The organism is Zoogloea sp., assembly GCF_041914405.1.
Lineage (GTDB): Bacteria > Pseudomonadota > Gammaproteobacteria > Burkholderiales > Rhodocyclaceae > Zoogloea.
In genome coordinates, this window is record NZ_JAYSDK010000042.1 from 1 (window position 1) to 21926 (window position 21926).

The 21926-nt window shown below is 66.7% G+C and carries 15 protein-coding genes; 9 read left to right on the plus strand and 6 right to left on the minus strand.

Features of this window, described 5'->3' with window-relative positions; all coding sequences use genetic code 11:
* Positions 1 to 548: 548 nt before the first annotated feature.
* The gene (locus ACE3RX_RS20160; protein ID WP_374486759.1) at positions 549 to 935 is read right to left on the minus strand and encodes a winged helix-turn-helix domain-containing protein; all 387 of its coding nucleotides are present in this window, start codon (positions 933 to 935) and stop codon (positions 549 to 551) included.
* 139 nt (positions 936 to 1074) lie between these two features.
* Between ACE3RX_RS20160 and modA the strand changes: the two genes are divergently transcribed.
* From modA to ACE3RX_RS20180, 4 genes are read left to right on the plus strand one after another with little or no spacing between them, the layout of a single operon-like run.
* Positions 1075 to 1857, plus strand: coding sequence for a molybdate ABC transporter substrate-binding protein (gene modA / locus ACE3RX_RS20165; protein WP_374486760.1), 783 nt, complete (start codon positions 1075 to 1077; stop codon positions 1855 to 1857).
* Positions 1858 to 1868: 11 nt separating this feature from the next.
* Positions 1869 to 2534 carry a molybdate ABC transporter permease subunit gene (gene modB, locus ACE3RX_RS20170; RefSeq protein ID WP_374486761.1) on the plus strand — a complete coding sequence of 222 codons (666 nt, stop codon included), beginning with the start codon at positions 1869 to 1871 and terminating at the stop codon, positions 2532 to 2534.
* Entirely contained in the window at positions 2531 to 3670 is a 1140-nt protein-coding gene (locus ACE3RX_RS20175) for an ABC transporter ATP-binding protein (RefSeq protein ID WP_374486762.1), read from the plus strand. Before modB ends, ACE3RX_RS20175 begins: the two co-directional genes overlap by 4 nt.
* 28 nt (positions 3671 to 3698) lie before the next feature.
* On the plus strand, positions 3699 to 4499 hold the full coding sequence (locus tag ACE3RX_RS20180; protein WP_374486763.1) for a TSUP family transporter: 801 nt from the start codon (positions 3699 to 3701) through the stop codon (positions 4497 to 4499).
* Between the two features lie 427 nt (positions 4500 to 4926).
* Here the strand turns inward: ACE3RX_RS20180 and ACE3RX_RS20185 are convergent, their stop codons facing one another.
* On the minus strand, positions 4927 to 5994 hold the full coding sequence (locus ACE3RX_RS20185; protein ID WP_374486764.1) for an OB-fold nucleic acid binding domain-containing protein: 1068 nt from the start codon (positions 5992 to 5994) through the stop codon (positions 4927 to 4929).
* Here ACE3RX_RS20185 and ACE3RX_RS20190 point away from each other — a divergent pair.
* Entirely contained in the window at positions 5975 to 6499 is a 525-nt protein-coding gene (locus ACE3RX_RS20190) for an SOS response-associated peptidase family protein (RefSeq protein WP_374486765.1), read from the plus strand. The genes ACE3RX_RS20185 and ACE3RX_RS20190 overlap by 20 nt on opposite strands.
* A 45-nt stretch (positions 6500 to 6544) precedes the next feature.
* Here ACE3RX_RS20190 and ACE3RX_RS20195 read toward each other — a convergent pair whose 3' ends face one another.
* A complete protein-coding gene (locus ACE3RX_RS20195; protein ID WP_374486766.1) occupies positions 6545 to 7177 on the minus strand; it encodes a DUF2026 family protein in 633 nt (210 codons plus the stop codon).
* Between the two features lie 213 nt (positions 7178 to 7390).
* Here ACE3RX_RS20195 and ACE3RX_RS20200 point away from each other — a divergent pair, with 213 nt between their 5' ends.
* Complete coding sequence (locus tag ACE3RX_RS20200; protein ID WP_374486767.1) at positions 7391 to 7744, plus strand: hypothetical protein; 354 nt, start codon at positions 7391 to 7393, stop codon at positions 7742 to 7744.
* 291 nt (positions 7745 to 8035) lie between these two features.
* Here the strand turns inward: ACE3RX_RS20200 and ACE3RX_RS20205 are convergent, their stop codons facing one another.
* On the minus strand, positions 8036 to 9709 hold the full coding sequence (locus ACE3RX_RS20205) for a phage integrase family protein (protein WP_374486768.1): 1674 nt from the start codon (positions 9707 to 9709) through the stop codon (positions 8036 to 8038).
* A 194-nt stretch (positions 9710 to 9903) separates the two neighbouring features.
* A complete protein-coding gene (locus tag ACE3RX_RS20210; RefSeq protein ID WP_374486769.1) occupies positions 9904 to 13080 on the minus strand; it encodes an EAL domain-containing protein in 3177 nt (1058 codons plus the stop codon).
* Positions 13081 to 13408: 328 nt separating this feature from the next.
* Between ACE3RX_RS20210 and ACE3RX_RS20215 the strand changes: the two genes are divergently transcribed.
* The gene (locus tag ACE3RX_RS20215; protein WP_374486770.1) at positions 13409 to 15655 is read left to right on the plus strand and encodes an ATP-binding protein; all 2247 of its coding nucleotides are present in this window, start codon (positions 13409 to 13411) and stop codon (positions 15653 to 15655) included.
* Positions 15652 to 18228, plus strand: a complete 2577-nt coding sequence (locus ACE3RX_RS20220) for an ATP-binding protein (RefSeq protein WP_374486771.1) — start codon at positions 15652 to 15654, stop codon at positions 18226 to 18228. The genes ACE3RX_RS20215 and ACE3RX_RS20220 overlap by 4 nt, the downstream gene beginning before the upstream one ends.
* A 64-nt stretch (positions 18229 to 18292) precedes the next feature.
* Here the strand turns inward: ACE3RX_RS20220 and ACE3RX_RS20225 are convergent, their stop codons facing one another.
* Positions 18293 to 18877, minus strand: coding sequence for a Tn3 family transposase (locus ACE3RX_RS20225; RefSeq protein WP_374486772.1), 585 nt, complete (start codon positions 18875 to 18877; stop codon positions 18293 to 18295).
* 29 nt (positions 18878 to 18906) lie between these two features.
* Here ACE3RX_RS20225 and ACE3RX_RS20230 point away from each other — a divergent pair, with 29 nt between their 5' ends.
* The gene (locus tag ACE3RX_RS20230) at positions 18907 to 21846 is read left to right on the plus strand and encodes a Tn3 family transposase (protein ID WP_374486786.1); all 2940 of its coding nucleotides are present in this window, start codon (positions 18907 to 18909) and stop codon (positions 21844 to 21846) included.
* Positions 21847 to 21926 lie beyond the last annotated feature (80 nt).

A 21926-nucleotide genomic window follows, 5' to 3' on the forward strand; every position in this document is an offset into this window, starting at 1 on the left:
TGCGGGTGGCGATGCGCAGCATGAAGGCGCCGCCCTGGCCCTTGAGCGTGACGCCGGCGACGCCGCCGGCGGCCGCGGTGGCGCGCAGTTGTTCCAAGGTCATGCTGTGCATAGGATCCACCGCATCAGAGATGGAATCATTGTGTACGGTTGACAGAAGTCGTGCAACGACCGCCGGCCCAGCGCGAGATTCGATGAGAGTGCGGAAGCACCGCGCCACCGGGGCGACGAGGTCCCTGGCTAAGCCAGCGCTGGCGGGAGCAGCGCTCATCTCGTATGCTTCTAGCGTGATTGTCGCCCAAACCGCTAATGCGCGACAATAATGTTTATGTCAACTCATGGGGTGATCCCCGAAGCGGCTGGTTCACGGGATGAACCTGCTGCCCGACCGGCGGCCATGTGACGCCGAGCCGTCATTCGTACTGTTTCGACGGTCGACTCTGGACGGGCCAGAAGCCGACTTCGCATTGATGGCCGGAGAGCGGACGTCGACTTGAGAACCGATTCGCCAATGCACGCCGCGGCCCCAATGGCTCCCGCTCGATCAGCTACGACTCCGCACCCGCGTCGGGCCGGATCAGCGCCAACAACTGCGGCAGCCGCTTGGCCACCGCGCGTTCCGCGTCACGTTCGATCGCCCGGTAGATCGCCAAGGCCTGGGTACCAGTCTTGGTCAGCACGGCCCCGCCGCCGGCTGCGCCGCCGCGCTGCGTCAGCACCAGCGGCTCGATGAAGTCGCCGTTCATCGCCCTCACGAGCGACCAGACCCGCTGGTAGCTCATGCCCAGCCGGCGCCCGGCCTCAGAGATGGAACCGGTCTCGGCGACGGCCTGCAACACGTCGGCCTTGCCTGGCCCGATCGCCACCGCGTGCTTGACCTGGACGCGGAAGCGCGTCTTGGGATCGAGTGGAGCGACGCTGAGCGTGGTCTTCATGGCGGTCCGCATTCTCGCCTGACGGCATCACCGACAGCTGTCATCGCCGGGCGTCACCGATATACTTCGCACGCGATATCGCTTTCCGTAGATATCGGATCGGCGTATCCCCATCCGCCAACCCGCCCGGAGCCCCTCCATGTCCGTGATCCGTCGCCGCGCCCTCGCGGTCCTGGCTTCCGCGCCGCTGTGCCTGCTCTCGCCGCTGCAGGCGCAGACCGTGCCGACCGTGGCCGCGGCGTCCGACCTCAAGTTCGCCATTGAGGAGGTCGCGGCACGCTTCGAGAAGGAGACCGGCACCAAGCTGCGGCTGGTGTTCGGCTCATCCGGGAACTTCAAGACCCAGATCCTGCAGGACGCGCCGTTCCACCTGTTCATGTCGGCCGACGAGAACTTTGTCTATCAGCTGGCCGATGCCGGCAAGACCGAAGACCGGGGTCGCGCCTATGCCGTCGGCCGCATCGGCATCATGGTGCCGCCGGGCTCGCCGCTCAAGGCCGACGGTGAGTTCAAGGACCTGGCTGCCGCGCTGAAGGATGGCCGGCTGCAGAAGTTCGCCATCGCGAACCCCGAGCACGCCCCCTATGGCCTGCGTGCCAAGGAGGCCCTGCAGCACGCCGGCCTGTGGGATGCGATCCAGGGCAAGCTGGTGCTGGGCGAGAACATCTCGCAGACGGCGCAGTTCGCCACCTCGGGGTCGGCGCAGGGCGGTGTGATCGCGTATTCGCTGGCACTGGCCCCGGCGATGAAGGACCTTGGCAGCTTTGCGCTCATCCCCGCGAGCTGGCACCAGCCGCTGAAGCAGCGCATGGTTCTGGTAAAGGGTGCGCCGCCCGCCGCGCGCGCCTTCTACGAGTACCTCTCGACGTCGGGCGCGCAGGAGATCATGGTGCGCTACGGCTTCGCCATGCCCAAGGAATAGGGCCTGCGGTCATGGACTGGCAAGCCCTGATCCTGTCGCTGGAGCTGGCGACCGTCACCCTGCTGGTGCTGCTGCCCGCTGGCCTGTGGCTCGGCCGCTGCCTGGCCTACACGCGCCTGGCGGCCAAGCCGTGGATCGAGGCGCTGGTCGTGCTGCCGCTGGTGCTACCGCCCACCGTGCTGGGCTACTACCTGCTGGTCTCGATGGGTGGCGCCTCGCCCGTCGGCGCCTGGGTGCAGCAACACCTCGGGCTGCGCCTGACCTTCAATTTCCTCGGCCTGCTGATCGCGTCCATCGTCTTCAACATCCCCTTCCTCGTGCAGCCGGTGCAGCGCGCCTTCGAGGCGATCCCGCGGCAGCTGGCAGAAGCCGCGGCGGTCAGCGGCCTGTCGGCCTGGCAGACCTTCTTGCGCATCGAACTGCCGCTGGCCTGGCCGGGCGTTCTCTCGGCCTGCGTGCTGACCTTCGTGCACACGCTGGGCGAGTTCGGCGTCGTGTTGATGGTGGGCGGCAGCATCCCGGGCGAGACCAAGACCATCGCCATCTCGATCTACGACCGCGTGCAAGCCTTCGACCTGTCGAGTGCCAACCAGATGGCCTTGCTGCTGCTGCTGTTTTCTCTGGGCGCGGTGGGCGCCTCGTTCTTCGCGTCGGCGCGACTGGCCGTGCGGCGATGAGCGGACCTGACCTGACGCCTGGGCTGACGCTGGCCGTTGAAGTCGAGCAGGCGCTGCCGATGCCGCTGCGCGGCAGCCTGCGTTGCGAGGCGGGCGAACTGCTGGCCCTGGTCGGGCCCTCGGGTGCCGGCAAGACCTCGCTGGTGCGCGTGCTGGCCGGCCTGATGCGCCCCCAACAAGGGCGTGTGCAGGTCGGCGACGAGGTCTGGTGCGACACGGCCCGGGGCGTCTTCCTGCCACCGCAGCGCCGTCATGTCGGGCTGGTGTTTCAGAACTACGGGCTGATGCCGCACCTAGACGCCGTGGGCAACGTGGCGCTGTCGCTGCTGCATCTTCCGCTCGACGAGCGGCTGAAGCAGGCGCGGCGCTGGCTGGACCATGTGCACCTCGGCGCCGATCAGCAGACGCGCCGGCCGGTGGCGCTGTCGGGCGGTGAGCAGCAGCGTGTGGCGGTGGCCCGGGCGCTGGCGCGCGCGCCACGGCTGCTGCTGCTGGACGAGCCATTCTCAGCGGTGGACCAGATGAACCGGCAAGGCCTATACCGGCTGCTGGCCGACCTGCGCCGCGAACTGGCCATTCCCATCGTGCTGGTGACGCACGACCTGAACGAGGCCCGCATGCTGGCCGACCGGCTGGTCGTGATGGATGCGGGCCAAGTGTTGCAGCAGGGTTCGCCCGCTCACATCCACAACGCGCCGCGCAATGCGCGCGTGGCCGACCTAGTGGGCATCCAGAACCGCTTCCAGGGGCGGTGGCTGGGGCCGACCGACACACCCGGCCAGGGCCTGCTGCGCTGGACCGGTGAAGGCAGCAGTAGCGAGATGGCACCGGCGCTGCAGGTGCGCGACAAGGGCAAGGTCCCCACCGGGCAGGCGGTGAACTGGGTCATTCCCAGCGACGGCATTGCGTTGATCGACGTCGCTGCCATCGGGCCAACCGACTTCAGCGCCGAGGTCAGCGAGGCCCGGCACCTCGGCGAGATCACGCTGGCCACGTTGAGTCTGGCCGCGGTGCCCGGCGCACGGCTGGTGCTGACGCTGTCAGGGGCGCAGCGACAGGGTCTGGCATTGGGCGCGCGCGTGGGAGTGCGGCTGGACCCGGGCCTGGTCCATGTGATGCCCTTGCGGACCGGCTGACGATTCGCGCACGACGAAGGCCGCCCCCATGTCCACTGCCCAAGCCCTGGAGCCGCGCGGGAGCATCGCGGCTTTCAGTGCGGGCGCGGCAGTCGCGATGCTGGGTGGCCTAATCGGCCTGGGCGGTGCCGAATTCCGGCTGCCCTTGCTGCTGATGTTCGGACTGGCCGTGCTGCCCGCGATCATCGTCAACAAGGCGATCAGCCTGGTGGTCGTGGCCTCGGCGCTGCTGTTTCGCGGAACGGCGGTACCGGTGGCCAGCGTGGCCGAGCAGTGGCCGGTGATCGTCAACCTGCTGCTGGGCAGTCTGGCCGGCGCCTGGATCGCCGCGGGCTGGGCGACGCGCTGGCGGGGTGCGACGTTGCAGCGCGTCGTATCCCTGCTGCTGGTGCTGATCGCCGTCCTGCTGTTGCTGCACCCAGGGCATGCCGATGCCGCACCTGCGCTAGAAGGCACGGCCCTCCGGGTCGCAGGTGTGATGGCCGGGTTCGGCATCGGCATCGTCGCGTCCTTGTTGGGGGTGGCGGGCGGCGAGTTGCTGATCCCGACGCTGGTGCTGTTGTTCGGCATCGACCTCAAGCTGGCGGGCAGCGTGTCGCTGACGATCAGCCTGCCGACGATGCTGGCGGGGTTTGCGCGCTACTGCCGCGACAGCAGTTTTGCGGTGCTGCGGCTGCATCGCGGCTTCGTGCTGGCGATGGCGGCCGGTTCGGTCCTGGGCGCCGCGCTAGGCGGCCTGCTGCTGGGTTCGGTGCCGGTGGTGCTGCTGCTACCCGCACTGGCGGTCATCCTCGCGGTCTCGGCCATCAGGATGTGGCGGCACCGGTGAAGTCAATTCCACGATGAACAAGCGCGTCCTGCTGCTGCGCGACGGCGATGTCGGTTAAGCCATGGCGCATATGCTCGGTCTCGGCGCTGGCACAAGGAATTTCAGACGGCGGCCAACTACGCTGGGATGGATCGCGCTTCGTCGCGTCGACCGGAGTGGATCAGCCGCAACCGAGGGCGCGCTCGGACCGTAGCCTTGGCTCGCGAGTGACTGCTTCCGTTGGTGCCAACGGGCTCCTTTGGGTCGTTCAGCGCCAACCATCGACTTGGACCTGTAGGCAGCGATGCAACGTGAAGCGGACGGCAAAAGCCTTCTTCCCGACTACGGACTGCCGCGACACGTGTCCCGATCCAAGACTCTCACCAGTGGCGAGAGTCTTGCAAGGACACCGGGCAACGGTCGACCTCCCCTCCATCGGCCGCACGGCCTAGTGAAAATCCCGGCTGCTGGTCGCCAGCCCACCGAGCAGCGCCGTCAGATGCTCGACATGCCCGGCGATCAGGTTGCGCACATCGCCATCGCGCTGCCAGGTGCCCTTCACCGCCATCAGCTTTGAGCGCAGCAGCGGCCCACGCAGCTGCGCCTTGACCTTCGGCCACACGATCACCTGCACACTGCCGGTCTCGTCCTCCAACGACACGAAAATCACGCCCTTGGCGGTCTCAGGCTGCTGCCGCACCGTCACGATGCCGCAGGCCCGCGCCAGCTGGCCGTCGGGCAAATCGTGCAGCTCAGCCGCTGTGCACCAACCCTGCTTGGCCAGCACCGCTCGCAGGATGGCCAGCGGATGCCGGCGCAGCGTGAGGCCTGTCGCTGCGTAGTCCCAGACGACCTCTTCTCCCTCCGGCGCCGCCGGCAGTTCGAGGTCTTCCTCGTTGACCGGCGCCTGCTTCAGCAGCTGCGGTGCCGAGCGCTGCCCCGCGGCCTCCCAGACCTGCTGCCGTCGATGGCCAGCCAGGCTCATCAGCGCATCGGCAGCGGCCAACAGCGTCATCTCGTGCTGCTCGATCTCGGCCCGCCTGGCCAAGTCCTCGGCGCCGTCGAACGGACGCTCGCGTCTGGCCTTGAGAATGCGCAGGGCCGACTGGGCCTTGAGCCCCACCACCAGCCGCAGCCCGAGCCGCACCGCCGGCGGGTGCGGCAGGCCTTCGAGCGTGCAGTCCCAGTCGCTGCTTATCACGTCGACGCGGCGCACCTCGACGCCGTGACGCGGGGCATCCTGCACCAGCTGGCTGGCCGAGTAGAAGCCCAGTGGCTGGCTGTTGAGCATCGCGGCCAGGAACTCGGCGGGATGGTGGCACTTGATCCAGCAGCTCGCGTAGACCAGCAGCGCGAAGCTCGCCGCGCTACTTTCCGGAAAGCCGTACTCCGAGAACCCCTTGATCTGCTCGAAAATCGCCTCGGCAAACTCGCGCTGATAGCCGCGCGAGGTCATGCCGTTGACGATCTTGTCGTAGTACTGCGCGAGGCCGCCCTTGCGCTTCCACGCCGCCATCGCGCGGCGCAGTTGGTCGGCCTGCCGGCCGGCCGGCAAGCCCGCGTACTACGACGTCAAGTACCCGGGCACCTGCAACGCCCGCCGCGACAACCTCCAGGGGTTTTGGAAGAACCAGTTCGGCCACACGCACGGGCTCATCGTGGTCAACGCGTTCTACGAGAACGTGAACCGGCACAAGGCTGAGGGACGCGAGCTGGCGCCCGGCGAGGAAGTTGAGAACCTGGTGCTCGAGTTCAGGCCGCGGCCGACGCAGGACATGCCGATCGCATGCTTGTGGTCGAAGTGGTCGGGGACAGGAGAGGCTGACCTCCTGTCATTCGCAGCCATCACCGACGAGCCACCAGATGAAGTCGCCGCAGCGGGCAACGATCGCTGCATCGTCCCGATCAGGCCAGGCTACGTCGACGAGTGGCTGAATCCCTTGGGCCGCCATGCGCAAGAACTGCTCGACATCCTGGATGATCGTGAGCGGCCGTACTACGAGCACCGAATGGCAGCGTAGGTTCGGCTAAATGACCATGGTGGATGGGCTCACCGTGAGCGGGCCTCACCAAACGCCATCGATCGATGGCGCACGAAGAACCAACTTCTTGGTTCCCGCGTGGCTGTCTCCCATTGCCAAATCCTTGAGGGGCTTTGGAGGCCGCCGAAACCAAGTCTGGCAGACGTTCAAGAGATCGCCGAATTGAACGTTCTGGCTGTCGATCAACGATTCTGTGAGGGACCGATCGTGGCTCACATAGAAGTCGCCAAGGTGCTGGATCTCACCGAGGCTGCCCTTCCGGCCCGACATGCGCCTTTGCAACATGCGGCGCGGCACATGCCAATCTCGGCCGTCCGCGCGCAGGGCAACGCCCATGATCGGGGACATGAAATCGATCAGCCACCCTTCACATTCAACCCATGCGTGGAAAGCTTGCTTGTCGTTCACGAAGACGCCGCCTTCGTCACGGCCGTACACCACGACGTTTGCCTTCTGCTCGTCGACCATCAGCGCCATGCACCCGGCGCTGATCGTTGCAGGCAACGAGTACTGATCCCGCAGAATGAGCGCTCCCACTGAAGCAAAGAAGATACAAGCCCGGTGCGTGATGGCGATTTCCGACGCTTCGAGTACGCTATATGCGACCTGATAGATGCGCCGGTAGTCTGGGAGTGGGAGCAGGGGAGATCGGGACATGCGTCATCGTAGTCCGAGGTCCTAGGTCAGGCACGACTCGTGTTGCGGGTGCCCGGTGAGTTCTGCGGTGCTGGCTACTGCGGTTGAAGCCTGCCCGCCCTGCTGGCCGCCTACACCGGCTGCCATGGCTGCCGTGAAGTACGTCCGACACTAAGGCCGTCCAAAGCCGGACGGTCCGCGGGTCGGACAAGCCTTGGCTAAACTCGCGCGGCCATGCGCCGAACCACCGTCCTCCTCGTCATGCTGTTTGCCATGCTCTGGCAAACGGTGGCCGTGGCCCAGGCGGACTCCACGTTGAATGCCCTGGCCGACCTGGAACACACTGCGCTGCACTGGCAGGAAGAGGGACATCATCACCACGAGGATGGCTCCTATCACTTGGACGATTCCAACGAATCGGCGCAGCACGTTCTGAGCGACCACCTGAGCGCAACCGCAGCGCTCCTGGTGACGTCCACACACGACTTCCCGCCCCTGGGATCGGCCGCACCGGGCGGCCTGAACAAGGCACCCGTGCCTGACGCAGAGCTAGAGGGCCCGCTCCGGCCGCCTCGTTTCTGCTCCTGACCCGCCTTCGCGGCGGGCGTCCACCCATGGGCGCCCGGCCTTCCGCCGCAACGGCCTCCCACGCAAGCCCCCGTCCGCCGATGGCGCGACGCGAGCCCGCGACCGGCCGGCCCCGGCTGCCGAACCGTCAGGATAGATGTGAAACCTCTCCCGGGGGTAATCGTATTTTTCCTGCAGATTGACACGCTGACCCAGAAAAACTCTAACGGCGACAAGCACTTGCAAAACTGGCTCTCGCGGACCGCTTGTGCTTTCGGTGCAAATTGACACGCTTCGACCTGCCCCGGCCGATCACGACGCCGGCGCCTCGAACGCCCCACCGATCTGCTTCGCCCGGCGAAGATCGTCCGAGTGCAGGTACATGGACGTGGTCGACAAGGACGCGTGCCGCAGGTTGTCTCGCACCGTCGTCAGTTCGGCCCCGCGCTGAAGCGCGTGGGTCGCATGCGTGTGGCGCATCCAGTGAGGCGTAGCCCGCCGCAGCTTCTCGGCAAGCGTGGGATTCGTGTCGGCCAGGACATCGGCTGTCGTGGCGAAGAACCTCTTCACGATTGCCCACAACCGCTTGGACGTGATGCCGGCCTCGCCATCAAGGCTGCCAAGCACCGGCGTGGCGGGGTTCCACTTCGCTGGCGTCACGGGGAGGCCACGCTGAGCCAGGTGCCTGTCCAGAACACCACGCGCCAGCCCTGGCAGTACCACCTTACCGGCCTTGCTGCCTTTGCCGACCACGTGCAGCCAGGTATCGCCGTGCGCATCGACCTCGATCGATCCAAGCGTGGCGTGCACCAGTTCGCCAGCACGCAGCCCCGTGCTGTAGCTGAAGTCGATCAGGAAGCGAAGCCGTTGGGCTGCGCCAGGCTGCCAACCGTACGACCACTCCAGCCCCTCGGCGACCGTTCTCACAAGCTTCCACTCACCCTCGGAGAATGATCTCGTCGTGTCCAGGGTCGCCTGCCTGACGCCACGCACCTTGATGCCCGCGAAGGGATTGGCCAGCACGTACCGCTGCTCGATCAGCCACCGGAACATTGAGCTCAGCACGGACAGCGCATAGGCCCTGGAGCGCGTGGACAGGCCGCCCACGAACGGCCGCCACTCGGCGGAGTTGCGAGGTGACGCCGGCCCCACCCAACGCTGCCTTGGCGTCGGTTGCCGCAAGAAGGCCCGGTACGCCACGGCGTCCTCGGTGGCCAGCGAGGACAGGGCCACGCCGCGCTCGACGATGGCCCACAGGATCAGCCGTTCGGCTTCCTTGCGGTAGGCCCGCTGCGTTGCAGGCGCTTCGTGCAGCGACAGCCAAGCCTGGACCGCCTCGTAGTCGTTGTTCGCCCGCAGGACGCACGACGCGCGCGGCGCACGATGCAGGCCCATGGTGCCGTCGACCTCATGAGGCACGACGAGCTTCTCCCAGGGAACTACATCCGACGGCGCCTGGGTGACCAGCAGCGCGCGAGCACGGTCGGTCAATTCTTCATGCGCGGCGAAGAACGCCTCGATCCGGCGCGCACCGGCCTTGCCGATGCCGTCGATGTCGACCCACCAACGCCTGCGGCGGGGTACTCGAAGCGTGAGGTCGGCCAAGGTCTTGATGCCAGCCTTGCGCAACGCAGCGGCTACGCGGGGCTCAAGCCAGTGGTCGACCCCGTCGCCGATCAGAGGTGCGGGAACTGGCGCGCTGCGGAGTTGCTCAATGGCGGTGGCCATGGCGCGTGCGGCTGCGGGGCCTTTGCGGGCAGGTCCGGTGAAGAGCTTGGCCAGGTCCCCCCGGTGGCGCGACCTGGCGAAGGACGCGATGTCACGGCGGATCACCCCGATGACGCCGCGCGACGACTGTCCCGCCGACCGCGCTTCACTGAGGTACCGCGCCACCGCATCCCTCGACGACAGCCCCTCGTGCCAGGCCCGAAGTGCCGCCAGCTTCGCCGCTTCAGGCAGCGACAGCGGCTTTGCGGTTACAGGCAAGCTGGTTTCCACGCGAGACAGTTTACGCGTTTGGCAGTGCTATGCCGCTAAGGTTAGTTATCGGCATAGCATCGCCCAGATGCAGTTTTTGAAGGGAAGTTTTACCAGCCTCGGGCTCGGCCCGGTTGGTCAGTGTCAGAGGGAAATCGCCGTGGCCCTGGCGTGCATCGTAGCTGCCAGCCACCCCCAAAAGGCTAGGCGCATGGACCTATGCTGCGTGCGAGTTCACCGGCAAACATCGGTTTGCCGTACAGCCAGCCCTGGGCGTACCTGCAGCCAGCGCGACGCAGGAGATCGGCTTGCTCCTCGGTCTCTACACCCTCAGCGACCACATCCAACCCCAGGGACGCGGCCACCATCAGCGTCGCTTCGATCAAGGCGGTCTGATACCGGTCCCCGACCATGCGCTGAACGAAGCTGCGGTCGATCTTCACCACATCCAGCGGCAGTTGGTCCAGCGAAGCCAGTGATGAGTATCCGGTGCCGAAGTCGTCCAAGGCAAGACTCACGCCCTGGCTGCGCAGCTCATACAGTGTGGCCACCATCTGCGTGTCCTGCATGGCCAAAGACTCCGTGATTTCGAGGCGCAAGACGCCGGGCGGCAGGCCGGTGTTCGCCAGCGCAGCGGCCACCGTCGCGGGCAGCCCGCCCTTGCGGATCTGTGCACGGCTCAGGTTCACCGACACGGTGGCAGGCGCGCGGGAACCTAGGGTTCGGGACCAGTCGGCGGCGTCGCGACAGGCGGTTTGAAGCACCAGTTCGCCCAACTCGGCGATCAAGCCGTTCTCCTCGGCCAACGGTATGAACTCTACGGGCGGTACCGGGCCCCGTGTTGGATGGTTCCAGCGGGCCAGTGCTTCAACACCGCAGACCGCCCCGGTGGTCAATTCCACGATGGGTTGATACACCACAAACACTTCCCCAGGCGTACGCAACGCGCGGCGCAGGTCGGCTTCCAGGTCCAGCGCGTGTCGCACGCGCTCCTGCATGTCCGCGCTGAAGACGACATAGCGCGCTCTGCCGCGGCGCTTGGCCTCGTACATCGCTGTGTCGGCGTCGCGCAGCATCGTCTCCGGATCGGTGTCCTCGCGGTCACTGGTGACGATGCCGATGCTCACCGTGCTGCACACATCGTGGCCGTCCAGCCTGTAAGGCGCAGCCAGAGCATCCAACAGACGCTGCGCCACGGCCGCGGCGTCCTCCGGTCGCCGAAGCGGCTCCAGCAGGGCGACGAACTCGTCGCCACCCAGTCGGGCGGCTGTATGTTCGTCACTGTCCAAGCGCGCCAGGTCGTCACCCGGGCGCAGCGTCGTCCGCAGCCGTTGGCCAATCTGTCGCAGCAGCTCGTCACCGGCCTCATGGCCCAGACTGTCGTTGACCTGCTTGAACCGGTCGAAGTCCATGAAGAGCACCGCATAACGGTAGTCGCTGCTGCGTCGCGCCCGCGCCGCGCACTGCGCCAGGCGCGCATGCAAGGCCGCGCGGTTGGGAAGGCCGGTCAGCGCATCTGTCAGCGCGGCATCCGCCAGTCGTTGCTCCAGCTCCTTGCGCTGCGTGATATCGAGGTGGACGCCGGCCACGCGCTGCGGCGGGCCGCCAGGGCGCCGCTCGATGGCGGCACCTGCGGCCATGATCCACACCCAGCTGCCGGTAGCGTGCCGCATGCGGAACTCACATCGGTAGGGCTCGGCAGGATCGTCGAAGTGGCGTTGCAGTGCTCGTCTTGCCTTCGGCAGATCCTCTGGATGCATGAGCGCCTCCCAGATCGACAGCGCAGAAGGCAGCGCCCCCGGTTCATGGCCCAGCATGCGCCACCAGCGGTCATTGAAGACGACCTCACCAGCGTTCACGTTCCAGTCCCAGGTTCCCAGTCCTGCCGCATCCACCGTCAAGGCCAGGAGCCGCCGCTGCGAGCTGGCTTCGGTGATGTCGACAAAGCTCGACACCACGCTGGCCACGCTTCCATCGGGATGGCGTACGGGCTCGGCATTGATCCGGAGCCAACGACGCTCACCACTGGGCAGAGACACGCCCATGGACACGCCACGAACGGCCTGACCGCTGCTCAAGGCTTGCATGGCCGGGTGTTCATGGCCTGGAAAAGGGGTGCCGTCCTCGTGGACGGTGTGCCATTGCGGATCCACCGATGCACGCCCGAGCATCTGGTCCAGTGTCAAACCCAGGATCCGGCAGGCTTCCGGGTTGGCGTGTGTGATCTTGCCGCTGCCGTCCTGCTGCACCACACCGGCGGGAAGAGCCCGCAGGAGCGTTTCCAGTTGCTCGCGCGCCATCACTTCGGCGGTGATGTCTGTTTCCACGGCAACGAAGCCATTGCACAGACCGTTGTCATCCTTCAAGGGCTGAATGTCCAGGTGCAACCAGTACAGGCGCCCTTGCTTGGCACGGTTCAGGATCTGGACTTGGATGGGCTGATGTTGCGCAATCGCGGCGCGCAACTGCGCCCGGGTGACGGGGTCCGTGCCTTCGAACTGAAGCAGCGAGCCTGGCTTCTTGCCCTGGGCCTCATAGAGGCTGTAGCCGCTGATGCGCGTGAACGCATCATTGGCCCAGGTCATGCGCCCTTCGGCATCGGCGATGATCACCGCGCTGTCCGTACGCTCCGCCACCAGCGCCAGGCGTTCTAGTTCCTGCGTCTGCTGTCGTAGACGCGCCTGCTGGCGTGTCATCTTGCGCGCCAACCACTCCCCCGCACCCAGCGCGACCATCGACACGAACACCGCCAAAGCGGTCATGTAGCGGCTGTGCGCGCCCTCCGTGTCCCTGATGGCCTGCTCGGTCGCCAGCTGCAGCTTGGTCATCATGGCCTCCATCGGAGGCAGGAACTGGTCGGCGGCCTGGGCAACGGCCTGGGCTGCAGCGAGACCCGTGCTGGTGCCTGAAGTGCCTCGGGCGGCTTCGCGGCTGGCTGCCTGCATCGCTAGCAACAGCGGCTCGATCGAGGGCGCTTGATCGGCCATTTCGGCAAACCGGGGGATCGCCAGCAGGCGTTCGCGATCACGCCTGAACTGCTGCGCGGCCTCTTGCAACTGCACACTCAGCGATCCGGCGTCATCACCAAGGCTCAAGCGCGCAGCGAGCTGCGCAGCGCGCTGCGACAGCATGCGCTGTCGACCCGCGAGATTCAATACCTCCTGGTCATGGCGTCGAGCACCCTCCACGACCTCTATGGCCATGAAATCGAGCGCAGCGGCTGAACACACCGCCAGGGCGATGGCGATCATCGACGCGCGCAGCAGCCCTGGCATGCGGGCACTTGCCTCGAACTCCGAACTGTACGGGCGCTGTTGGCGCGAAGGCATCCAACGCCCCAACAGGCGGCGCAGTGCCGACGAGGTCCGGGCGATCAACATGGGTGTGCAGCCTCGGGCGGCGGTGACGCTGCAACCGCCGAAAAAACGTTCGCTTCAGGGTCCATGCGCGGCTCTCCCGCCCGATTCCAAGTCTGGAATTCTGGGCCCTCGCCGGGCGAGCGAACCTCCGAGGAAGCCGCATCCGACACTGCAATTCAGCTGGCCTTCAGGACGACCGATATTGAATGCGGTATCCCAACGTGCTGCCCTCGCGCGGAGTTTGCGTCCCTGCCAAGGAAGCATGTCTTGGATGCAGAATAGATACAGAATGACGCGCTCACCGTTGAGAAACGGCTTGTTCGTGCCGGCAACCAACGCGGATCAGCCCATGCAACGACTGCCCGAATCCCTGCTCTGGCTGGCTGGTCTGAGCGGGTTCGCGGTGGCCGTGACCGATGCTGCCGGGCGGATGGTCTGGGTCAACGACAAGTTCGTGCACGACACCGGCTGGGCACCCAGCGAACTCCGCGGTTCGACACCTTGGACCTCGTTCCTGGTGCCAGGCAACGACGCGACGGTCGCACAACGCGCGCGGGCTGCCGTCGCTCAGAGCCTGCCCTGCACGGGATTGGAGATGTTCCGCCGCACGCCGGCAGGCATCTCGCCCTGCGGGCGCCTGGACTTGGTACCGGTGCGCCACGAACAGGCTGGGTTGACCCATTTCGTGTGCATGCTCTCGGACACGGGTGTCGGCGAGCAAGCCGCTGATTCTCGGGGCACCGGCATGGGCTTGCTGCAGGATCTCGGGCTTATCGGCTTCTGGCAGCGCGACATGCTGAGCGGCCGCGGGCACTGGGACACGGTCTGCCGGCGCATCTGGGGCGTCGGGAACGACGAGCCTGTGCTCACGCTGGACGAGGCCGAACAGCGGCTGACGGGCCTCGACCGGGAAGCGCTGCAGCGCTACCCGGCCGAGCTGGCAGCCGGCGCCACGCAGGGTGAGGTGGCCTACACCTTGACCAGCCCTGCCGGGGAACGTCAGCTGCGCTCACTCTGGCGACGCAGCGGTTCCTTGGTCTCCGGGGTCCTGATCGACACCACGTCCGAGCACACAGTGAGCGCGGAGCGGGCGCGGCTTCTGCAGGCCCTGGAGCTCGCCGCGCCAGCGGCCCAGCTGGTCTTCTGGCGCCATGACCTGGGCAGCGGAGCCGTCGAGTGGTTGCCGTCAGGGCAGCACCCGTTTTCCGTCGACGAGCAGGATCGCAGCCGCGCGGACGAGATCCTCGCGAGGGTGCTGTCCGAAGACCGTCCCGCCGTCCTGTCGGCCCGTGAACGCGCCAGGTACGAGCGCGATGTCATCGAGCTGGAGTATCGCGTTCACGATCAAGATGGCGCCGTTCGGCACCTGCTGACACGGCGCCTGGGCGTTCAGCGCACCGGCGGCGTGGCCGCCGAGATCATCGGCGTGCTCATCGACGTTACCACCCAGCGCGAGCGCGAAATCGCGCTGCGTCGCCTGACCGCACAGCAAGCGCTGGCCTTGAAGGCGCTGCGTGCAGGCACTTTCAGATTCGACCTTGCAGCGCAGGAGTTCGAGTTCGACGAGCCCATGCGCAGGCTCTACGCCTTGCCACGCAACGCCTCCCGCCTGGACTTCGCGTCCTGGCTGCAACTGGTGCATCCCGAAGACCGCCCACGGGTGCAACAGTTGGCGACAGAACTCTTCCGTTCAGCGAAAAAAACGGTGCCGGCGCAGTTTCGCATCTGCTGCCCCGACGGACGCGCGCTGTGGATCGAATCGGACCGCGTTCCCGAACTCGACGCCCAGGGCAACGCGGTGGCCCTGGTCGGCACCCATCGAGACATCACGGGTGAGGTCACGACTCGAGCACAAACACGCGCCCTGGCCGACGCCGAACTGGTGGCCCGCACCCGCGCCGAGCTGCTGGCCACGCTGGCGCATGAGTTGCGCAACCCGCTCAACGCCGTCAGGGGCTTTGCGCAGCTGCTTCGCCTCGGCACGCCCGGGACGGGTCCGGGTCCCGCCACTGCCGCCCTGCACATCCAGAACGCCGCCGAGATGATGACTGCCTTGCTTGACGACCTCAGCGATCTGGCCAGCGCAGATGCCGGCCGGCTGCGCTGGAGGCCCGTGTCGCTCGAAGTGGCGACCTTCCTCGTCGAATGTCGCGCATGGCTGCAGCAGCATGAGGGCTCAGGTGACCGCATCCGTGTCCAGATGCCGATGAGCCTGAAGCTCTGGGCCGATCCGACCCGCACGCGTCAGATCCTGTTGAACCTGCTGACCAACGCGCTGAAGTACAGCGACAAGGAGGTTGGCCTGGGTGCGACCCAGGACGGTGAGACGGTACGCATCTGGGTTCGTGATGCCGGTCAGGGTCTGGACGCAGGCCAGATCCAGCGCGCGTTCGAGCCCTTCGAGCGCCTGGGCCGTGAGCGGGGCATGCAGCCCGGCAGCGGGATCGGCCTGACCTTGTGCCTTCGGCTGGCGCGGATGATGGGCGGCGACATCGAGGTGGTCAGCGAGCGCGGCGTGGGATCGGAGTTCACCTTGGTGCTGCCGGCCGGTGCACCCGCAGGTCAGAACCCGCCGTCCCGGGAGTCGGCCCGATGATGTTTGCGCCGCCCTCGTCCGACGAGGCGCAACGCCTGCAGTTGCTGGCCGAGCTGGACGTGCTGGACACCCCGCCCGAAGCGGGATTCGATGCCCTGACGCGCGCTGCGCGCCTGGCCACCGGCTGGCCGATCGCGCTGATCAGCCTGATCGATGCGCGGCGGCAATGGTTCAAGTCCCGCGACGGATTGACGGTTTGTGAGACGCCGCGCGAGCAGGCGTTCTGTGCCCACGCGCTGGTGCACGGCGATGTGCTCTTCGAGGTCCCCGACGCGCAGGCCGATCCCCGCTTTGCCGACAACCCGCTGGTCGTCGGCGCACCCGGCATCCGGTCCTACGCCGGGCACTCGCTGCTGGTGCATGGCGTTCGCCTGGGCACGCTGTGCCTCATCCACACCGAGCCCCTGTCGCTGAACGCGTCGCAACGCGACATGATCCGGGCTCTGGCGGAGGCAGCCGGCAGCCTGCTGACCGAGCGTCTCAATCGATCCCGGCTCTCGCTGCAACGCGAGCGACTGGCCGACTTCGGTGCCGCGTCGGGCGACTGGTTGTGGGAAACCGACGCGGCGGGGTGTGTAGCGTGGTTGTCCGCCGGCTACGAAATGGCGATGGGGCGCAGCATGTCCGCGCAACTGGGACAGCCACTGCCCGATGGTCCGTTGCTGGATGCTCGGGGCCAGCCGCTGTCACCGCCCATGTCACTGCGCGAATTGTTCAAGCGTGGCCGGGCCTTCAGTCGGGCCACCATCGTGGTGGCGTCGCCCAGTGGTCATCGTTGGATCTCGCTGTCCGGCGTGCCAGTCCACCCCACGGGACAACGGCAAGGTGGGCTGCGCGGCACCGCGCGCGACATCACCGATCAGGTGCTGACCGAACAGGCGCGCGATGCCGAGGCGCAGCGACTGCGCAGCTTGGTGGCCGAGGTGCCAGGGATGTTGTACCAGTTCCGGGTAGACGCCCAAGAGCGGGCCAGCTTCCCGTTCACCACGGACGGTCTGCAGACGTTGTTCGAGGTATCGCCAGCGCTGGCCTTCGCCGATGCCCAGCCGGTGTTCGACCGCATCCACCCGGCCGATCTCCCCCGCATCCAGCGCAGCATCGAGGCGTCGCTGGCCGATCTGAAACCCTGGCAGGCCACGTTCAGGGTGTGTCTTGCCGGCGGCCGGGAACGGCACATCTCTGCCCACTCGTCACCGCAGCGCGACAATGACGGCAGCGTGCTGTGGCATGGCTTGGCCACCGATGTGACACCGCAGGTGCTCGAACGCCAGGAGCGCGAGCGGCTACAGCGCGAGCGTGATCGCGCCCAGCGCGAGGCGCGCGCCCGTGCCGATGCCTTGTCTCGCATCAGCCACGAACTGCGCACGCCGCTCAACGCGATTCTGGGCTTCACGCAGCTGATGCAGGCAGCGTTGAAGGGCGAGGCAGCGCGACCTGTCTCCGCCTCGGGCAGGGCATCAGCCACGGTCACGTACCCGTCGCCGGACGCCTGGGGGCCGTGGATTCAGCAGGTGCATCGGGCGGCAAGTCACCTGCTGGGGCTGGTCAATGACGTGCTTGACGCCGCGAGCGTCGAAGCCCGGCACTTTGCAGTCGACTTGCAGAATATCGACGCCGCTGAAGTGGCTCGGCAGATGGTGGAGATGGTTCGGCCGCAGGCCCTGCTGCGGGGCCAGTCGCTGGCCTGCCTGGATGAAGACGGGGCGCCCGTGGATGGCGAGACGAAACTGTGGGTGCGCGCCGACAAGCGCGCACTGCGACAGGTCCTGATCAACCTGCTGGGCAATGCCTGCAAGTACACGCCTGAGGGCGGACGGGTGACGTTGCGGTTGCGGATCCTGACGGGTGGGCCGCTTCGATTGGAGGTCTGCGACAACGGCCCGGGGATCACCGTCGAGCAGCAGGCACGCCTGTTCAAGCCTTTCGAGCGCGGCGCTGAAGCAAGCGGTGCCACCGCGGGTACGGGTCTGGGCCTTGTGATCAGCCGTCAACTCGTTCGCGCCATGCGCGGGCAGCTGACCCTGGATTCCAGTCCCGGGCACGGCTCGACATTTGCCGTCGAGTTGCCGATGGTTGAAGCAGCCGACAGGGCAGCATCCGCCGAGGCCTCGACCGACAGCCTGTTCGGTGCGTTGGCAGGGCCGGAGTCTGGCGGCTCGACAGCCGCACCGGAGCTACCACCGGCCTTGCTGCTGTACGTGGAAGACGACCCCGTCAATGGCCTGCTGATGCGCGAGTTCGTGGCGCGCACGCCACCGCTGCGCCTGCACCTGGCGGTGGATCTGGCCGAAGGCCTGGCCGCTGCGCGTTCGTTGCAACCCGATTTGGTGCTGCTGGACATGCACCTGCCTGACGGTTCGGGGATGGATTTGCTGCAGCAGCTGCGCAGTGCGGCGTCCACGGCCAGCCTGAAAGTGGTGGCGCTCAGCGCAGATGCCATGCCTGACCAGATGCAGCGCGCCAGAGACGCCGGGTTCGACGATTACTGGACCAAGCCGGTGGATTTCACGCTGCTGCGTCGCCGTTTGGGCAGCTGGCTGGGGTCCGGGCCGCAGGCTGACCGTCACCAGTGACCCCTGAAGGTCGGCTGAACATCGCATCGCGGACACAGCGGCCTTCGGCACGTGGCCGCGGGTCTCACCGGCCAGGCTTGGCCGCACCAAGCCCGGCGGTGCGCTCAACCAGCACGTCCGCGTACCGCTCGACGTTGAACCGGAACGTCCCACGGAAGTTGATGTGCGAGAAGTGCGCCGGGCCAATCCGCCGCAGCCAGTCCTCCTCGATGCCGACGCCATCCCGGTTGAGCTTCGTCACCACTGTGTCCATGCGATTCGTGTTCCACGCCAACACGATGTTGGTTAACAGTGCGTGAGCTCCCGAAATGGCCGCCATCTCTTGCCGCCGGCGGCCACGCTCAGGGGCCACCTGGCCGCCATGAATGGCACGCTGCAGCTGATGCACCGACTCGCCCCGGTTGAGCAGGGTGTGTATCTCGCGCCGATAGTCCGGGATGGCCAGGTAGTCGCACAGAAACAGCGTTCGCAGCAGGCGCCCAAGGTGTTCTGCAGCGCGGTGCAGCGGGTCGCCAACTGGGGGTAGTCGTACTTTTCGTGCAGATTGGTGCGCTTTGGCTTGAAACCCAGTATCCATGCGGGTTCCGGGCGGTTGCCACCCCCGCAAGATGAGCGCCCGACCGCCTTGGCGGCGGCCGTGGCGGTACATTGAGCGCCCACCTGCCGCTGCCCACTGCCATGCCCGCCTTCGCCCTGCGCTTCGTCGGCCAGGAGGCCTTGCCGCCTCGCCTGAGTGAGTTCGACCGGGAGCAGTTCTTCACGCTCAGCTCGGCGGACGTGGTGGCCATCCGGGAGCAGTTCCGCAGCGACCACCGCCTGCCCGCCGCACTGATGCTCATGTTCATGCGCGTGGCTGGCCGACCGCTCGACGGTTTCAACGTGCTACCCCGAAACCTCCTTCGGCACACCGCCCAGGTCCTGGCTGTGTCGCCGCCGTCCATTGCCAGCCTACGCTCAATCTACAAGCGCCGGCAGACGCTCTCCAAGCATCAGCTCTGGGCCAAGACCTACCTTGGCCTGCGCGAACTTGAGATCGACGACGAAGCCGCGCTGACCGCGGCCCTGCTGGCCCAAGCAGCCGACGCCTCCCACGCCGATGACCTGGTCCAGGCGGCCAGCCACTGGTTGTTCACGCGGCGCATCCTGATCCCAGGAGCGCGCCGCCTGCAGGACTGGGCTCGTGACGCATTTGCCGCGGTGGAGGCGCACATCCTCGGCGCGGTCAATGCCGCCGTGCCACCGGCAGCGGCCCAGAAAGTTGTCGACGCCGCATACAGCGCTCGGCCGGACACCGACACGACGCACCTGGAGTGGCTGAAGACCCCGTCGAAGCGTCACGGCCCCAGCACTCTGACCGAAACCGTCGACAAGGTCCGCTACCTCAAGGAGCTCGGTGCACACGACTGGAACCTGAGAGCCGTATCGCTGGCCAAGCAGCAGGCCTATGCCCGTCAGGTCCAGGCCAGGCGCCCTGTGAAGACGCGAGAGATCAAGCCATCGCGCCAGCTGATCGAGTTGATCTGCTTCCTGCGGGTGACCCTGCTCGAGCTCACCGACGTCGCCCTCTTGCAGACCAGCCGGCGCAGCCAGCAACTGTTCCGCGAGGCAGCGGATAAGGCCCAGTCAAACCGTGTCCGGGGCACAACAGGCCTGATCCAGCAGGCGGCCAAGGCACGATCCGTCCTGCACGACGAATCCAAGACTTGGCAGGCGCGAGTCCTGGAAGCCAGAGAACTGCTCGCCGAGCTCGGCGAAGCCGCCAGCGGCAGCTTCGTGTCCTTGGTTCGCAAGGCCTTGGCGGAAGACAGCCAGCGTGTGCGCGCTTGCCTGGGAGCGCTGAAAGATTTGGACTTCGGCGGCCGCGCCAGCGATCCGGGTTACGAGCAGTGGAAGGCATGGTCGGAGTTGCACCGCCAGGGCGTGACCGAACTCAAGGACGGGTTGGCCTTGCCGGATGTGGGTGCAGCTTGGCACGGCCTGGTCCGCGATCTGGACCCTCGCTCAGGGTTTCGTGCGTACGAGGCCTGCACGATGATGTCGCTGCGAAAGAGCCTGCGCCGAGGCAGCGTTTGGCTGGACCACTCGCTGAGTTTTCGGGAGCGAGACCAGATGCTCATCCCGCTCGCGGACTGGGCCGTGCAGCGGGACGAACAGGCCGAGTTGCTGGGTATGCCCAAGTCGGCGGCCGACTTCCTGGAGCCATTGCTGGCGAACCTGATGGCGGGCATGTCGGCGGTGGCAGAGGCCCAGCGGCGCGGCAAGATCGAGATCGGCGCCGACGGCATGCTCCATCTGCCTGCGATCACGGCACTGCCGGATCAAGCCGAGCCGGTGCGCACGCGCGAAACCATCTACAACGTCATCGGCAACGTGCAGTTCCCGGACATGCTGCTGGAAGTGGATGCCGCCACCGGGTACAGCGAAGCACTGCTCGGCCACCGCGCACAGTCCACCAACGAGCTCGTGGCCCTGTACGGCGCATTGCTGGCGCACGGTACCGATGCGGATGCCAAGGGCGTGGCGTCGATGATCCCCGGCGTGGAGCCCACGCAAGTAACCGTGGCCATGCGCGCCCTGGAAGGCAGCGGCCGCTTGCGCCGAGCCAGTGAGCGCGTGGCCGAGTTCCAGAGCCGGATTCCCATAGCGGCACTGTGGGGCGAGGGCGATAAGGCGTCAGCGGACATGATGTCGCTGGACGTGTCTCGCCACTTGTGGAACGCGCGTGTCGATCCGCGCAGGCGTACGTATGCCGCTGGCCTGTACACCCACGTGCGCGACCGCTGGGGCATCGTCTACGACCAGCCCATCGTGCTCAACGAACGACAGGCCGGCGTCGCCATCGAGGGCATTGAGCAGCACAACAGCGCCGCAGACAGGATTCGGATCTCGCTGCTGGCGGTCGACACCCACGGCTACACGAATCCGGCGATGGCCATCGCCAAGCTGCTGGGCTTTGATCTGTGCCCCCGCCTGCGGGATCTGGCCGAACGCAAGCTGTACCTGCCTCGTGGATTCACCGTCCCCGATGGATTGGAAGTGGTCACCGTCCGGCGCGTGTCTCTGGCCGCCATCGAACGCGGCTGGGATGAATTGCTGCGCCTGGTGGCGTCGATCCGTTCGGGACGTGTCTCCGCTACGCTGGCGTTGCAGCGCTTCGGGTCGGCCGCTCAGGGGGATCCACTGCACCGGGCCGCGGAGCACCTGGGCCGACTGCTGCGAACCGTGTTCCTGTGCGACTACATCGGCATCGAGGACTTCCGGCGCGAGATCCATACCTTGCTGAACCGGGGTGAGTCGGTGCATCAGCTGCAGCGCGCCGTGTACTCAGGCAAGGTAGCGCCCGAGCGTGGCAGGCGTCGCGACGAGATGAAGGCGATCTCCGGTTCGCACGCCCTGCTGACGAACATTGTTCTGGCCTGGAACACCGCCCGGATGCATGAGGTGGTCGAGAGACTCAAGCGAGACGGGATCCCGGTCGACGACGACTGGCTGCGCCGCATCGGCCCAGTTCACTTCTCGCACATCAACTTCCGCGGCACGATGAAATTCGGCGTCGAGAAATTTGCTGCGGCGCTGATCCAGCGCACGCCGGGCCAGGCAACTCGGATGGCTTCCTGACGAGGAACGCTTCGGCATCCCTGGACCTGGAGAAACGCGGTCAGCGAGGCGAGTTGACAACCGTTGTCAAACCGCCCAAG

Excerpts from the sequence above, each read along its gene's own strand:
- ACE3RX_RS20160 (WP_374486759.1), bottom strand. The coding sequence starts at position 935 with ATGAAGACCACGCTCAGCGTCGCTCCACTCGATCCCAAGACGCGCTTC.
- modA (WP_374486760.1), top strand. The coding sequence starts at position 1,075 with ATGTCCGTGATCCGTCGCCGCGCCCTCGCGGTCCTGGCTTCCGCGCCG.
- modB (WP_374486761.1), top strand. The coding sequence starts at position 1,869 with ATGGACTGGCAAGCCCTGATCCTGTCGCTGGAGCTGGCGACCGTCACC.
- ACE3RX_RS20175 (WP_374486762.1), top strand. The coding sequence starts at position 2,531 with ATGAGCGGACCTGACCTGACGCCTGGGCTGACGCTGGCCGTTGAAGTC.
- ACE3RX_RS20180 (WP_374486763.1), top strand. The coding sequence starts at position 3,699 with ATGTCCACTGCCCAAGCCCTGGAGCCGCGCGGGAGCATCGCGGCTTTC.
- ACE3RX_RS20185 (WP_374486764.1), bottom strand. The coding sequence starts at position 5,994 with ATGGCGGCGTGGAAGCGCAAGGGCGGCCTCGCGCAGTACTACGACAAG.
- ACE3RX_RS20195 (WP_374486766.1), bottom strand. The coding sequence starts at position 7,177 with ATGTCCCGATCTCCCCTGCTCCCACTCCCAGACTACCGGCGCATCTAT.
- ACE3RX_RS20200 (WP_374486767.1), top strand. The coding sequence starts at position 7,391 with ATGCGCCGAACCACCGTCCTCCTCGTCATGCTGTTTGCCATGCTCTGG.
- ACE3RX_RS20210 (WP_374486769.1), bottom strand. The coding sequence starts at position 13,080 with ATGTTGATCGCCCGGACCTCGTCGGCACTGCGCCGCCTGTTGGGGCGT.
- ACE3RX_RS20215 (WP_374486770.1), top strand. The coding sequence starts at position 13,409 with ATGCAACGACTGCCCGAATCCCTGCTCTGGCTGGCTGGTCTGAGCGGG.
- ACE3RX_RS20220 (WP_374486771.1), top strand. The coding sequence starts at position 15,652 with ATGATGTTTGCGCCGCCCTCGTCCGACGAGGCGCAACGCCTGCAGTTG.
- ACE3RX_RS20225 (WP_374486772.1), bottom strand. The coding sequence starts at position 18,877 with ATGTACCGCCACGGCCGCCGCCAAGGCGGTCGGGCGCTCATCTTGCGG.
- ACE3RX_RS20230 (WP_374486786.1), top strand. The coding sequence starts at position 18,907 with ATGCCCGCCTTCGCCCTGCGCTTCGTCGGCCAGGAGGCCTTGCCGCCT.